This window comes from Shewanella sp. GD04112, from assembly GCF_029835735.1.
GTDB lineage: Bacteria > Pseudomonadota > Gammaproteobacteria > Enterobacterales > Shewanellaceae > Shewanella.
Map to the genome: position 1 here is coordinate 3,233,520 of NZ_JAOEAL010000001.1, position 15,520 is coordinate 3,249,039.

Here is a 15,520-nt window from a genome sequence, read left to right on the forward strand (position 1 = left end):
CCGCTCCCCCAAGGGATCCGCAAAGCCAATACAACAAAGGAACATTTTATTAGCAGCAGTGTAAGCGAGTTCTAAAGTAACTAACATCCATTTCAACGACTTAGTCCGATTCTTTACCAATACTTTGCGTTAAGTCAAAACTCGCGCCCAAAGCGAGAGCCTTAATCCAAACGTTTGGAGAATCGCAGACTGGCCACCAGCAGGCCTAGGCAGGTAAAGCCAATCATCCACAGCGCATCAAATTGCAAGTCACTCACCTCGGCATCCCTCAACACAATCGCGCGGGACATGCGCATAAAGTGCGTCGCGGGTAACGCCTCGGCAATCCACTGCGCCGCCACGGGCATGGCCTCGTAGGGGAACATAAAGCCCGACAACAGAATCGACGGCAGCAGGATAAACACCGTCATCTGCATCGACTGTAACTGGGTTTTCGCTATGGTCGAAATCACTAGGCCTAAGGTCAAACTGGCGCAGATAAACAGCATGGCCGCCAGCGCAATCGAATCCAAGCCACCACGAATCGGCACGGCAAACAGCAAATGTCCAGCGGTAAGAATAATGGCCAGTTGCACAAAGCCCACTAATACATAAGGCGTTATTTTACCTAGCATTAGCTCGAGCGGTCGCACTGGTGTGGTGATTAAAAACTCCATATTGCCCTGCTCACGCTCGCGCACAATCGCGGCCGAGGTAAACATCACCATGGTCATAGTCAAAATCACCCCCAAGAGGCCGGGGACGATATTCACCACAGAACGCTGCTCAGGGTTAAAGTATTGCACCACCTCAAAACTGGGGGGATTCGATTTGACCGCCCTGCCCGCAATTTCATCCAACGGCATTTGCCTTAAACTGCGAATGGTGGAGGCGACCACGGTATCCGAGCCATCCACTAACCATTGACCCACAGGCTCGGCAAAATAGGCCTGCCCCGCAAAGGCGGGATGCCGCACTAAACGCTCGTCGAGATCGGCGCCTAAATACAACACAGCTTTCACTTCGCCCCGAGTAATGGCTGCATCCGCTTCGGCGGCGCTCAAATAGCGATGTTTAAAATCAACTACTTGAGTCGCTTCTACCGCCTTGACCAAGGCGCGGCTATAGGCGGAGTCGCTTAAATTCACTAAACCTGCGGGCAAATGGCGCGCATCGGTATTGATAGCATAACCAAACAACATCAACTGCACTAAGGGGATCATCACTATCATGCCGAAGGTCATGCGATCCCGCGATAACTGCCTGAGTTCTTTGACCACCACGGCCCAAATTCTACGTAGCATCTTGAGCCTCCACTGTCGTGGCCTGAATGCCGTTTGGCGGCGTTAGCTGGGCACGCCCTCCCGTGCAGGTGACAAACACATCCTCAAGGCTTGGGCGCACTTCGGTCAGTGCTCGCCCCGCAACCCTTGGGCTTAACCAAGCCAGCGGATCTGCAATCGAACTTTGCACTAATACCCGTAAACGACTGCCAATCTGCGCCGCCGATAACACGTTGGCGTCGCTGATAAGTGACTGTTTAAGCTTGCGTAAATCCTCACCCGACACTTCAACGACCCGCGCGCCCATGGCCGCCATGAGTTGTTGCGGCGAGCCGTCGGCGCGTTTTATCCCGCGCTCTAAAATCGCCAGACCATGGCAACGCTCGGCCTCATCCATATAGTGGGTCGAGACTAAAATCGTGGTGCCTTGGGCGCAGAGATCGAACAGCCGTTCCCAAAACTCGCGGCGATTTTCAGGGTCGACCGCCGATGTCGGCTCATCGAGAAATAACAGCTCGGGGTGATGCAAGGTCGCGGCGGCCAAGGCTAAACGCTGCTTTTGCCCACCACTCATGGAACCCGCCATTTGCTTCTCGCGCCCCGCCAAATCGTAAAGGCTTAATAGCTCGGCCAAACGCGCCTTGGTTTGGCGGCGATTTAGCCCATAAATTTGCGCCACAAACTCGAGGTTTTCCCGCACCGACAGGTTGTCGTAGAGGGAGAATTTTTGCGTCATATAGCCAATGCGGCGGCGCAGTTTTTCCTCGGCGCCGGGCAAGGTTTCCCCCAGTACCCGAATATCCCCCGAGGTTGGACTCAGCAGCCCAGTCAACATCCGAATGGAGGTCGATTTGCCGCAACCATTGGGGCCTAAAAAACCATAAATCGTGCCCTTAGGGATAGCTAAATCGAGATTTTCGACCGCATTGATGCCGCCAAAGGCACGGGTCATACCACGGGTTTCGATAGCAAACTCAGAAGCCGCGCTTGATATTTCTGCCGCTGATGTCCCAGCGACGGATCCCCCTGCGCAAGCCTGTTGAGCACTCATGGCAGCAGTACCTCAAGGGCCATTCCCGTGGGTAAATCCTCTCCCTCTGGCGCAATATCAATATCGGTGAGATACATCAGTCTCGCCCTATCACGCTCATTTAACGCATAAAAAGGAGTGTAAGCCGGTTGACTGCGAATATTACGCACAGTGCCTGCAATAGGCTGGGTGCGGCCATCGACAAGGATCTTCACTTGGCTCCCCGCCTTAACCCTATCGAGCCAAGTTGCTGGCAGATATACCCGCACATAGGGATGTTCAATTGCTAATAAACCAATGAGTTGACTACCTGCGGCCACCCTGTCGCCCACCCGCCAAGGCAAGGTATCCACCACTGCGGGTTTCGCCGCTACGAGGCTTAAATCCTTGAGGGCTTTTTGCTCCTGCGCCACGCCAGCCATGGCCGCCTCGACTGCGGCTCTGGCTTGCTCGAGTTGCTCACTACGGGTGCCGTTTTGCAGCAGTCTAAGGCTCTGCTCGGCTTCGGCCTGCTTGGCAAGGCTGGTATCACGCGCCGCGCGCGCCGCATCTAAGTCCGCTTGGCTGAGCACTTTAGTCTTAAATAACTGTTGCGTACGCTCAAAATTTTGCCGCGCCTCTTTCACGCTGGCATTGGCGCCATCGAGGGCCGCGCGGGCTTTATCTATGTCTTCCGAGCGAGCCCCCGTCACGGCTTCTTCCAGCTTGGCCTGCGCCTGTTTAAGCTCGGCCTGACGCTGGCCAAGGCGCGCCTGAGCGGCTGTGCTGTCCAGCTCGAGTAACACTTCCCCCGCCTGCACTTGCTGGCCTTCGACCACATTAATCCGATTAATCAGCTCCCCCACGGGGGCGGTGAGGGTTAACCTGTCGCGCTCGACTGTGCCCAGCACGCGGGGCGATTCATCGCCGCAGGCCGTCAATTGCAGCAACAATGCCGCGCCCAAAAGATTCGCCAACATCTTGCCCCATCTTTGAGGGGAAAGTCGCCGCGCCATAACCGACATCACTGTTAACCTATTGGTTAAAATCATCATTCACTCCTAGGTTCACGTAATACACCCTGGGTAAACACCTGCATATTGTGCAATGCTAAGCGTTGTAAATCCGCAGCATTGGCACTAAACAGGCCAAACTGACGCATTAAAACCGGGGGCGCGATCAGCGGAAACACCATCAAACTGATAAAACTCAGGCGCACTAAATTGGGGTCGAGCCCTTCTTTGAGTAATCCCGCATTCACTAATGCCGACTCGACCCATTGGCGCGAGAGGGACAGAATTTGCTCAAACACCGACAACATAATTCGATAGGCCTCGGTGCCATCGCCTTCCTGCAACACACGAACTATTAATCGGGGTAATCCGGGATTAGGTGCCATCACCCGATAATAGGTTTGCATCAGTTCACCTATATCATTGGGTGCTTGAGCGCTGGAAATTTCACGCAAACGCCCAATCACAGGCTCGAGGGTTTCCCGTACCATCTGCTCGAATAAGCCAGCTTTAGAGCCAAAATAATAGCGGATAAGCGCCGCATCCACTTCGGCTTCACGGGCAATTTCACGGGTAGAAACAGTGGGATAACTGCGTTCACTAAAGAGCGTCACCGCGGCGGCGATCAGCCGTTGACGCGCATCAGAGTTGCCTTTCGGGCGACCCGCAGTCATGGACTGCCCAGGTTGGGCGGCAAAGGGAACCACACCTCTTGGTCGACGGGGAATAAGCGACATAAGCCACTCCAGCAGAATTCATCTACTGATGAATATACTGAAAAGCTGCTGGAAAAGGCAGCAGTTAAATTCCTCATTTTGATTAAAATTGAGGAATTTAACCTAAAAGGCTTAAGCCTAAGATATCAGACGGTTAAAACCAATTTTAAGGCTGATATTTAGCTTTAATGAAATCCTAAGTCCCTTTAACGATGGCGCTTAAACGTGCGATAAATTGCTGCACAGCTTCAAGGGTATCGAAACTAAACGCCAATCCGTAGTGGGTTTCGTTAAGGCTTTTATGTAAGCGCTTAGGAAAACGCGTCATTTCCGCATTATGGTAATAGTCATACTTGGCATGTACGCCCGCTAAGGTGGCTAACTCGCTGGAAAATACCTCAAAGGCCGGGCGAATAATCAGCTGCGCGGTTTTGCCCTCCATATGCAGATAAAAAGCTTCCTTGGTTTCCGGCAACATATATTCGGTAATGCTCTTCACCGAAAAATTGCTGCGACAATGCAACTCGGTTAAACAGCGGCTCATTTCCTGTTGTGTAATAGCCAAAAGCGCCTCCTAAAAGTGTAAACATCTTGATATACAGAACAATAAACTGATTAGCCTATCAGTGTTAATAAAAATAATTTCCCACAGCTTTAGGCAAATTTAAACAGCTTAATACGCCATGCGTTTTATTAGCGTTTACTGATCAAGTAATTAGCGTGTCCATCCACCCTATTAAAACACAGTCAAAAGATTGTCGCTATGTCATTAAATTGTATAGTGAATTTTTGCTTGCCAGCAGAAAATGTTGCGACTAGGTTAATAACCCAGAGTGGAAGTCGGGCCAGTTTAGCCCCGATGCTAAAGCCAAAGCGGTGATGTGTTTTAGGCTTCCATTCCCAAGGTTTCGCCGTATTGATTTAAACCTGACAAACGCTTGCCATGCCGAACGCTGCGACTTAACGCCATTCACCCGACACTCAATGGCCGTTAGCAATGGACTGCAAGGCCGTGCTCAATCACTAAAAGATGAGAAACACCCATGAAGATAAAAAACACCTTAATGCTCTTGGGTCTGTTAGCTGTCAGCCCCGCGGTATTTGCTGCAACGGGTATCGCCTTTGTCCACGGAACTGGGCATCAAACCAATGCGTTAGCCGACTATTGGACATCGGAGTTTGTTAACTCGGTGCGCCAAGGGATCCCCGTCCCCAATAATTACACTGTCATCAACTGTGACTTCGACCAATATATGTGGGAAGAAACGGCCGCAGGCTGCCTTGCCACTCAGCTTAATAGCTTTATTCAAGCGAAAAATATTGATGATTTAATCCTGCTCACCCACTCCAATGGCGGCAATGTGGTGCGCTGGATTTTATCCAACCCCACCTGGGACAGCCGTTATCCTGCGGTGATCAACGCCACCTCCAGAGTCATCGCCCTTGCGCCATCGAGTGGCGGCACGCCGCTGGCCGATGCGGTCAATCAGGGCAATGTGTTCGAAACCAGCCTAGGTTGGCTCTTAGGCTATGGCAGCAATGCGGTCAAACAACAGCAAGTCGGCTGGATGGCAAACTACAACAACACCTTGCTCTATGGCACAGCTGGTCGCCCGAGTTTAGGTAAACCCTTCGAGGTGGTTGTCGGCTCGGATGTGGATTCCGCCATTTGGGACAGCGACAGCTACTGCGCTGGCTATCAATATCAGGTCGCCCTCGAAACCACCCAAAACTGGCTCGATAGCTGCTCCGACGGCTTCTTAAATTGCAGCTCCCAAAAAGCCGCAGGCACAGTCTGGTTTACCGATAAACAAAAGACCCGAGGCCAAGAACCGCTAAGCCATCAGCAGAGTCGCCGTGCCTGTTTTAACTTAGACACGCTGATCCGCAACCATATTTAAGGAGCTAACTATGCAACCATTGACACTCCGCACCTTAAGCAAAGCGGTCAGCTTGGTCATCTTCGCTGGCCTGCTCGGTGCCTGTCAGGATGAATCGACCACGCCTGAGCCACAAAAAGAAACCAGCCCAATGTATGCCAAGGGCTTAACCTTATCAGCGCCAACGGATAGCGATCTTGTCGATATCAATATCGCCGCGCCAACCCTCGCGCCGATTAACACCAGTACCGATTATGTCAGCTTTATCACCCCGCTCTACGGCGAATACCAAGCCAGTCAGCCCGTGCTTGAGCAGGCAAGCCAGAGTGATGAGTATTGGCTTAATGTCACCGGCGCCGAGCTGAATGCCGGCGTGCAACTCAACTTAAGCCAAGCGGGTAGCTTAGTGCGGATTGCGCCCCGCGGCGATGTCAGCACAGGCGCCTTAATGCATGCCGATGCCGTTGCCCCCGAGCGAGTGCAAATTCAGCGGATAGGCCACACGCCGCAGGGGAAAAACGCCAGCCCGCAAGCAACGGAATCTTTGGTTAAGTCGCTGGTAAGCGCCGAAGCCTTAGCCAGTGCGGGACTCGCCGATGACTCCAGCGCACTGCAAATGTCTGAAAAGGCCACGGCCGGAGAATATCGCCTACAAGTCAGCCAGCCCTTGGTCGCTAAGGCCAACTATCTGGTCAACGTGAAGGAAAAAGGCTCGCCCTATCAACTGAGCATCAAGGCACCCAGCGCGATTGCGGCCGATGCCCAAGCGGTTGGGGTAAAACTCGCCTTAAGCCAAAGCGATAATCAATTTGCGCCTCAGGCCAAACTCAAACAAGCCGATGGCACAGAGCAAGCGCTGGCAATGGTGAAACAGGGGGATGAATGGCAGGCTTTAGTGCCCGCAGACTTGCCCCTTGCCAGCAGCAATGCGGGGCTGAGTGAAATCGAAGTCACAGTCCAGACTCAGGTCGATGGCCGCCCAGTGCAGCGTACGGTGAAAACCGCCTTTAAGTCCTATGTGAATTCGGCCAGCATCAAGCCCGAAGTATTGACCGTTTGGGACAAAGGCGTGCCGAATCAAGTCAACTTTGAGCTAAATGTCGCCGAGGCGGGACGCTTTGGTTTGAGTGGCGTGCTCACGGGCACCAGTACCGAAGGCCAAAAAGTGGCGATTATGCGCACCCAAGCGGCGACTTGGTTAACGCCCGAATCCCCCAAACTCAAGCTGATGTTTGACCCAACACTTATCCAAGCCTCGGGTCTGCAACCGCCCTTTGAACTCAACGAGCTTGAGCTGCAAGACCAAGGGCAAATGGCGCGGTTAAGTTTTCAGGCCAACGCACTGGTACTTAGCCGCTAACGACTGTGTTTAGCCGCTAATTCACTTTTCATTTTTCACTTCTCCCTTCCCAACCGTTTTGAGTGCCCACCCGGGCACTCTTTTTTAGCTTGATGCAATCAGCCTCAGTTAAAGCCAGACAGAAAAGCACAAGACAAATTCCTAACAAAGGTTTCCAAAATGCCGCATGAGATCACAAATGAGTGATAAAGCAGGTGCCTCAGGACGCAATATCGTCACAATGACGATATAAAATTTACATTGATTACCGAAGGTTATTCCTTTTAAATAACAAAGTGTCTAGGCATAATGTCAATGTTTTGACGTCATGCAAATTGATGACACTCAATGTTCAATACGCGCTACCTATAAAAATAACAATGGCTAATGGCACCGCGATTCCCCCGCCTTAGTCGATGCTCAAGCAATGGAAATCCTATGAGTGACAGCACATTTTTTTTGGTGAATGGCAAGTCAATCCCAGCGCCAACAGCCTACTCCTTGGTAAACAAGTTAAACAACTTGAACCTAAGGCGATGGATGTATTGTTGTTTCTCTGCCGGAACGCCGGTGAAGTGGTCAGCAGCGACGAAATTGTTAGCCATTGTTGGCCGGGGGTCGACACGGGCGACAATCCACTGCACAAGATTATCAACCAGTTACGTCGAGCACTTGGCGATAGCGCCACCGAATCCCGTTATATTGAGACCATTCGCAAACGTGGCTATCGCACCTTAGCCGAGGTTCGCTTTCCCGTCGGCCATGAGGCCAGCGCCACGCCACAGACTTGGCAAGGCGGCTCGCCGTTTCCGGGCCTGCAAGCCTACAGCGCCAACTATGCCGACGTATTCTTCGGCCGCAGCGAGCAAATTAGCACGCTGCTGAATCGCATTAGTCAACAAATCCAATTTGGCCGCGCCTTCTGCTTAATTTTAGGCCCCAGTGGTAGCGGTAAATCCTCCTTAATTAATGCAGGTGTATTGCCTAACCTCATGGCCGCCAATGGCTTTAATGGCGTTGGGGTTGTGGCCTACAGCAGCCTCGATTTTGCCGATGTCAGCAAGGGACAACTGCTCACCGATTTGGCCAGCGCCATGCTCGACTGGGAGCTAAACGACAGCCCTGTATTTGAGGGAATGAGCGCCGATACCCTTGCCACCAAGCTTGAGCAAGATCCACAAAGCATTGTCGATACGTGTAAACAAAGCCTTAAAAATCAGACCTATGCTACACCGCGCTTTGCCTTATTTATCGACAGATTAGAGGTATTATTATCATCGCCGCTGTTTAGCGACGCCGAGCGCAGCGCCTTTATCGAGCTGTTAGAGCGTCTTGCCACTTCCCATGCAGTGTTGATTCTAAGTGCCTGTCGCAACGATTTTTATCCGCTGCTAGTCAATTACCCCAGTCTGATGGCGGGCAAAGCGCGTGGCGCACATTTCGACTTAGCACCGCCCACTCGCACCGAGTTGTTGCAGATGATCCGCCTGCCAGCCGTTGCCGCCAATTTAGCCTGGGAAATCGATAGCGACACCGCCATGCCGCTCGATGAAATGCTCTGTAGCGATGCCGCCAGCAACCCAGATGCGCTGCCTATGCTGCAATACACCTTGCAGGCGCTGTACTTACAACGCAGCGACGACGACAAGCTATTGGTCTCTGTGTATCGCACCTTGGGCGGTATCGAAGGCGCTATTGGTAAAAATGCCGAGCAGGCCATCTCCCATTTAACCGAGGCCGAAAAAGCCAGTCTGCCACGGATTTTATCCCTGTTAGTCACCCTGCGTGAGGATGAAAAATCCATCACCAGCCGCACCGCCCGCTGGTCACAGTTGCAAAGTGCGGCCGAAACCGCCCTGGTGCAAGCCATGGTCGACAGCCGCTTATTTGTGTCCCATCTGCAAAATGGTGAGCCCTGTTTTAGCATCGCCCACGAAGCCCTGCTGCGCCGCTGGCCAAGGGCGACGGCGTGGATCAGCGAGCATAACGACAGCCTTAGCATTAAGAGCCGACTACAGCATTTATCTCAACGCTGGCTCAGCGAAGCCAAACACAGCGCCTATTTGCTGGCCGAGGGAAAACCCTTAAAAGAGGCCCAAAGCCTTAGGCAAAACCCCTTATTTGACTTAGACGAGCGGGAAACCGACTTTATTGCCGCCTCCAGCAAACGCGCCACTATGCTGCGCTGGACGAGGCGCGTTACCGTCGCCCTGCTGTGCGTACTCACCTTAACCTCAGTCATTATGAGTGTTCGCAGTATCGAAGCCGAAAAGCTGGCCCAGCAAAAACGCCTCGCCGCCGAAGATCTGCTCGGGTTTATGGTGGGTGACTTCGCCGATAAGATGCGCGGCATCGGCCGGATGGACTTACTCGACGGCATCAGTAATAAGGCATTGGAATATTTCACGGATTTCTCCAGCCAAGACGATGAGAAGTACTTAAGCTTCGATGCCCGCTTCCAGCATGGGCAAACCTTAGAGGCCATGGGCGAAGTCGCCTATTCACGTAATAAAATCGATGAAGCCCGCAGCGCCCTACTCGCCGCACAGGAAAAAATGCTGCCGCTGCTCGAATTGCAGCCCGAAAACTTAGCCCTGCTAAAAACCTTAGGCGCCAACGCCTTCTGGTTGGGGCAGATTGAATACGATGATAGAAAGTGGGAATCGGTCGAACCCTTTTTTGAACTGTATTTGCAATACAGTCAAAAGATGTATTCCTTAGCGCCGGATGATAAGGATGCATTGATGGAACTGTCATATGCATATAACTCCCTAGGTTCGCTTTCTATGCAACGACAACAATTCGTTGAAGCAAAGAATGGATTTCAGGAGTCTCTGACATTAAAACTTACTGCTCTAGAAACAGATCCTCGTAATACTCAACTTTTATCTGATGTAGTAAATGCACGGTCTTGGTTAGCCAGTGCCTTAACCTCATTAGGTGAAGTTACTTCTGCAATTAATATTCATGAAAAAATACAAACTGAACTTTCGAATGAAAAATTAGAGCAACAACCCTATCTTCTTGAAAGGCTTTCAAGTAGCTATCAGCTATCATCAACTTTGATTAATTATAGAAATGATACTGAACTAGCAGTTGAAAAGGCTAAACTTAGTTTTTTAACTATAAAAAAAGCATCAGACAAAGACTCCGAAAATAGAATAATTAAAATGCAGAAAAATTATTCATACTTAAATCTAATAAGCCTTGGTTATGGTGACTTTAATCAAGATGAAAAGCTTAAACTCGAACGTTTAATTGAACAAATAAAAATCAACGAAACAGCTTCAAAAAAGGATAAAGAATTATTAGCAAAATACTATCTAGCTCTTGCAAAGCACATGGAAAAAATAAAAAATTACAAAAGCAGTCTAGGCCTTTCTAAAAAAGCAAAGGCTATTTTCATGTCCTTACAAGAATCTAGCTCCAACTCTCAAGACAATATCACACCATTTTCAGAAAGCTTATTAATAGAAGCATCTTCATTGAAAAACTTAAATGAAAACGATAATTACATTGAAGTATGTAAAGATATAAAGTCCTTACTAACACCTTTTGTAAGTAAAAACAAAAGTCCAGGAATCACAATCCCATATATAAAATCATTGAAATGCTTAAACGATAAAAACACAGGAATAGAATTAATTGAGATTCTTACTAAATCAAAAATTAATAATCTTGAATTTTAATCAAAAAGGAGTAAGAAATGCAAAATGTACAAGGTCACGCTCACTTTATCAAAGTGATTGTTAACTTAGATAATAATGAACCCGTTTTTACCTATGTCGACACGACTGGTGAGCCGTGCCAAGGTGATGTAACAATTACAGAGGCAAGCACTATCACTTATCAATTAGTGGATAATACTGGAAAAGGATTAAAATTTGCTGGCGTTGGTTTCATCACTCCTTTTGATGAAATTATTGACGCCGTAACAATTAGTAGTGATGGACAGTTAGTACAACTTGTAGATTTGGACCACACAGCTGGTACAACAAAGTTTCAGTTTGTATTAACAAACACGACAAACACACTAATGTTATTGAGTCCTGATCCAGAAGTGGTTAACCGTCCTGAAAACTAATCTCCATTGAAATGGGACTGCTGAGCAGTCCCCTTTTTTCCTCTTCCACACTCCCTCTGCTTGCCACAGCCAAACGCCTTAGCTAGCCAATTCCCTCTACTTTTAACCAATTCTGCTTCGCAAACTTGCGCATTAATTCACCTTTATACGATATAAATCGCACCAAGTCGACGTGAAGATTGCCCTAAACCATTCGGAAGCTAATTTTTTATTCATTTATAAACAACAAGTTAAACCAGAAGGTAAGCAGAAGGTATCTTTTCTTCCACCAGAATAAAGTCATCCTCAGAAAAGCGCCTAGCGCAGATGATTAAAGTTCACGGAGAAAGATAACAATGACAAACTCACCGAAACTGGCACGCCAACAACCCGCCTTATCCATTGTCGATGATGCTGCATTGGCCGCAACTCAGCATGCAAAGGCTGCCGAGCTACCGCTGAACTTTTTCGAGCATTCTTCCCTCGAGACCATTGAACTCTTTATTCAACATTTAACCGAGCCAGTGATCCTAGTGAATGCCAATGGCTTTATCCGTTCGTGCAATCAACGTAGTGCCGAGCTGCTCGATTGCCCGCAGGCGAGTTTAAAGGGCCAAGACTGGCGCAATTTTTTGACCGAACATCATCAAGCGCGCTATGACAATCTCCTGAGCCACGATGTGCAACTAGGCACTAATTGTGGTCACCCCGTGCAGCACCCTGCGCAGGAAACCACGCTGATCTGCGCCTCTGGCAAGGCCAAAGATGTTGAATTGTCTATCTCTTATATTCCCAGCCATGAACCCGTGTTTGTGATGGTGATGCACGATTTAACTCAACATAAGGCGGAAAACCTCAAGCTGCGTAAGTTGGCCGCCACCGACTCCCTCACCCAACTGGCGAACCGTCGCTATTTTGATGAAATGCTGCAACAGCAATGGGAAGAATGCACAGCTAAACTGCGCCCCATCAGCGTAGTCATTATCGATGTGGATTATTTTAAGGTGTTCAATGACCAGTTTGGTCATATCCAAGGTGATGAATGCCTTAGAAAAATCGCCAAAGTAATCGCCAATATTGTGCCTATCGACATCGGTCTTGCGGCCCGTTACGGCGGCGAGGAGTTTGCGCTGATCCTGCCTAATCACAATGCCAAAATGGCGCTGACCATAGCGCAAAAAATTCAGCAAGGAATTAATAATATTCGCTTTACTGACCAAGGGCTTAGGGATTATGTCTCGGTAAGTGCCAGCCAAGGGATTGCCAGCGAAGTTAATGGCCAATTCCGTACTTCACTCGCCATGGTGTGCGCCGCCGATACCGCGCTTTACCGCGCTAAGGCCGATGGTCGTGACCGGATAAACGCCTCTCTGTAGGCAGTGGTGATTGCAGCGTAAGCAATCGTAAGGGAATGAAATTAAACAAGGATGTTGCCCATGAAAACGCCGAATACACCCCATAACACTTCGGATACCTCGACTAACACTGTGGCTCAAGCACAGGGTCAAGAGACAGCAGCCTCAATGAATTCACTTTCCTTAACGCCATTTTCTCTCAGTCAGACCCTAGATGTGTTTACCTTCCAAGCTTGGGTTAACACTCAACAGGGCGGGACGGTATTTCAATATTGCAACCAAGCCAATAATCCCTGTTTTACGGTACAAATAACGCCACTTGGGCATATCGATATTCGAGTAAACAGCCAGTTATTACAGATTGACACTATATCCACCTTAGGCGGCTTAAATGATGGTTATTGGCATTTATTATCTATCACTTATCAATACCATGAATTAAGCTGTTTTATCGATGGCGATCAAATCCATTTACAGCAGCATACAACGCCCTTAACGGATGAGGCTAAATTAAAAACCGAAAAACAGGCTGCTGCGACTTTCGATGGAGAAATCGTTAATATTAATTTGATTGAAACCTGTTTAACCAATACTGAAATTTTAGATTGTTATTTACATCCACAGCAACAAGCGGCGCTGATTGACAGCAACCTATATATTTATCCCAAACAACATTCAAAGCAGACTCTCAACTTAATGCCAGCTCAATTGGCAAGACAGGAAGTCATGCTGATTATTTTTAATGATACCGAATATAATTTTAGTAAGCAGAACTTAAACAGCAATAACTTTAACAAGCAGCTACCGAGTATTATCCCCGCCCATGAACGCTGCGCATACATGATTGAATCCAGCAGTAATAACTGGCCACATTTTATTTACAAGGCGAACTATCAAGCCAAAGAAAGCACCGATATTAAACTGAGCTTTGATATTTTAAAATCCCTCACGCCCCATCGTTCACAGATTGATTTACAGCTGAGCAATGAACTGGAATTTGATTGCTTTATCAGCCAATCAACTTCAAACCGATTAACGGCCGAGATCCGTATCAGCGAAAATGTGGTCACCCGCCAAGCCAAGCATTTTATGCGTTTTATTAACGAAGTGCGCAGCCACATTGCCAGCGACAATATCATTACCGATGGCCAGTATTATGCCGAGCAGGATTTTTGGGTAAGCACGGGACAACAGATGCTGGCCTACGAAAATGCCTGCCAACTGTTTAATCGACGCTTGCAAAAAAGGCCCCTCGCCATCATCAAATGCCGCACCAGCCAAGAGGTCAAACTGGTCTACAAGACGGCGGTCGATTATCACTTAGCCATTAGTGTGCGTTCTAGCGGCCATGATCACGAAGGGGAAAGTGGCGAGACCAATAGCATAGTGATCGACCTCTCCTTGATGAACAGCATCGAACTCGACCCCATCAGCGGCATTGTCGCCGTTGGGCCAGGTTGCACTATGCAAGCCTTAACCAGTTATCTGGCGCAAAAGGGCTTAATGCTGCCCCACAGCACCAGCGCCTCCCATGCCTTAGCGGGCTTTATTATGGGCGGCGGTTGGGGACCTTGGTGTCGTAAATACGGCATGTGCTGCGAAAGCCTAATGCAGGCGGAAATAGTGTTGGGCGTAGGTGAAACCCAAGTGGTGTCGGCGGCCAATAAGCCCGAACTCCTCTGGGCGCTCAAGGGCGGAGGCGGTTTAAGCTACGGTATTGTCACTCGTTTTTTTATTCAAACCTTTGCCCTGCCCCCAAGCCTGCTGAAATTTGAACTGGAATGGAACCCGTATCAGCAGGATAGCCAACAGCTACGAGAAACCACCCCAACCTTAAGATTATTGGAGCGTTGGGAGCAGATTATTCTGGCCGATAATTTGCCGTGTTTGCTGGGCACCAACCTTAAAATTCAAGCCAAACCCACCGTATTGCCTGGGGTAAAACCGCCATTAAACACTGGCGTGCAGAATCCCCAAGAGGCTAAACATAACTGCATTATGTACGGCTATTGGGAGGGAAATCCAGCAAGCCTTGCGCACTTTATCAAGACCCAGTTTAGTGAGGTCGGCTTAAAACCCAAAAGAGTGCAAATGGCGGCCATGGGCGGCTTAAGCCAATCCTATGGCGATGAATTGATGGAGAGCTGGAACCGCGAAGCCATTCGGGATTTACAACCCGTCTTAAACCATAGAATGGCCGAACTGCTTAATGATACGGATATACAGCTGTATAAAAATCAGCGCCAACATTCGCAGGATTTGCTCAAGCCCGCGCCCCATAGGGTGACATCGCGCTTGGCCCATGCACAGGGGCTAAAACAGGGGCATATCGCGCTTATCGACAGCCTCACCTCATCTCAACTGATTGATGGCAATCGGCAATTAGGCTTGTTTACCTATGTCACCCTAAGTGCCATTGCCGGCGATTTTTATCGCACGCTTGGTGAAGTGCAAAAAAGCCAGAGCGCCTTCCCTTACAAGGAGCAGGCCTACATTATTCAGTATCAGGCATGGTGGAACAGCGAACTCCAAGAGCAAGCCTTAATGCAGGTGAACTCTGTGTATCCCCGAGTGAATAAAGCGCTCGACTGGATAGACACCTGCCGCGATGCCAGCATTGCCAATAGCTCAGGCGCCTTTATCAGCTTTAAGGACAATACCATCCCTACCGCACGCTACTTTGGGCAAAATTATCAAATGTTGCAGCAGGTTAAGGCCAGTTATTGCCAAGATCCCTTGAATCATTTTCGCTCGCGCAAATCGATTGTGTAGCAGAGGATTGATGTCTTGCTAGCGCAGTCAACTCATCAATCTCTGCTGGTGTGGGGCGGTCAGGATCTTTGCAACACCACACCAACACGGCGTTCGCAATAGCGCTCGCCT

10 protein-coding genes and 1 pseudogene are annotated in these 15,520 nt (G+C 49.3%); 6 read left to right on the plus strand and 5 right to left on the minus strand.

Going from position 1 to position 15,520, the window contains the following annotated elements:
* Positions 1–161: 161 nt before the first annotated feature.
* The 5 genes from N7386_RS14395 to N7386_RS14415 all read right to left on the minus strand — a co-directional run bounded on the left by N7386_RS14395 (position 162) and on the right by N7386_RS14415 (position 4,544).
* Positions 162–1,283 carry an ABC transporter permease gene (locus tag N7386_RS14395; protein ID WP_011626661.1) on the minus strand — a complete coding sequence of 374 codons (1,122 nt, stop codon included), beginning with the start codon at positions 1,281–1,283 and terminating at the stop codon, positions 162–164.
* Complete coding sequence (locus tag N7386_RS14400; RefSeq protein ID WP_279771037.1) at positions 1,273–2,214, minus strand: ABC transporter ATP-binding protein; 942 nt, start codon at positions 2,212–2,214, stop codon at positions 1,273–1,275. Before N7386_RS14400 ends, N7386_RS14395 begins: the two co-directional genes overlap by 11 nt.
* A 95-nt stretch (positions 2,215–2,309) precedes the next feature.
* Complete coding sequence (locus tag N7386_RS14405) at positions 2,310–3,323, minus strand: HlyD family efflux transporter periplasmic adaptor subunit (RefSeq protein ID WP_279771039.1); 1,014 nt, start codon at positions 3,321–3,323, stop codon at positions 2,310–2,312.
* Positions 3,323–4,021, minus strand: a complete 699-nt coding sequence (locus tag N7386_RS14410) for a TetR/AcrR family transcriptional regulator (RefSeq protein ID WP_055646968.1) — start codon at positions 4,019–4,021, stop codon at positions 3,323–3,325. Before N7386_RS14410 ends, N7386_RS14405 begins: the two co-directional genes overlap by 1 nt.
* Before the next feature lie 175 nt (positions 4,022–4,196).
* Positions 4,197–4,544: a hypothetical protein gene (locus N7386_RS14415; protein WP_023267442.1), complete on the minus strand. Its 348-nt coding sequence runs from the start codon at positions 4,542–4,544 to the stop codon at positions 4,197–4,199.
* Between the two features lie 499 nt (positions 4,545–5,043).
* Between N7386_RS14415 and N7386_RS14420 the strand changes: the two genes are divergently transcribed.
* The 6 genes and pseudogenes from N7386_RS14420 (at position 5,044) to N7386_RS14445 (ending at position 15,409) form a co-directional block, all read left to right on the plus strand.
* Complete coding sequence (locus N7386_RS14420) at positions 5,044–5,901, plus strand: hypothetical protein (RefSeq protein ID WP_088210687.1); 858 nt, start codon at positions 5,044–5,046, stop codon at positions 5,899–5,901.
* 10 nt (positions 5,902–5,911) lie between these two features.
* On the plus strand, positions 5,912–7,240 hold the full coding sequence (locus N7386_RS14425) for a DUF4785 domain-containing protein (protein WP_249555852.1): 1,329 nt from the start codon (positions 5,912–5,914) through the stop codon (positions 7,238–7,240).
* A gap of 417 nt (positions 7,241–7,657) precedes the next feature.
* A pseudogene (locus N7386_RS14430) lies at positions 7,658–10,908 on the plus strand (winged helix-turn-helix domain-containing protein).
* Between the two features lie 17 nt (positions 10,909–10,925).
* Positions 10,926–11,303: a DP-EP family protein gene (locus N7386_RS14435; RefSeq protein WP_249555854.1), complete on the plus strand. Its 378-nt coding sequence runs from the start codon at positions 10,926–10,928 to the stop codon at positions 11,301–11,303.
* Positions 11,304–11,638: 335 nt separating this feature from the next.
* Complete coding sequence (locus N7386_RS14440; RefSeq protein ID WP_249555855.1) at positions 11,639–12,658, plus strand: diguanylate cyclase; 1,020 nt, start codon at positions 11,639–11,641, stop codon at positions 12,656–12,658.
* 60 nt (positions 12,659–12,718) lie between these two features.
* Positions 12,719–15,409 carry an FAD-binding protein gene (locus N7386_RS14445; RefSeq protein ID WP_249555856.1) on the plus strand — a complete coding sequence of 897 codons (2,691 nt, stop codon included), beginning with the start codon at positions 12,719–12,721 and terminating at the stop codon, positions 15,407–15,409.
* The last annotated feature ends 111 nt before the right edge of the window (positions 15,410–15,520 follow it).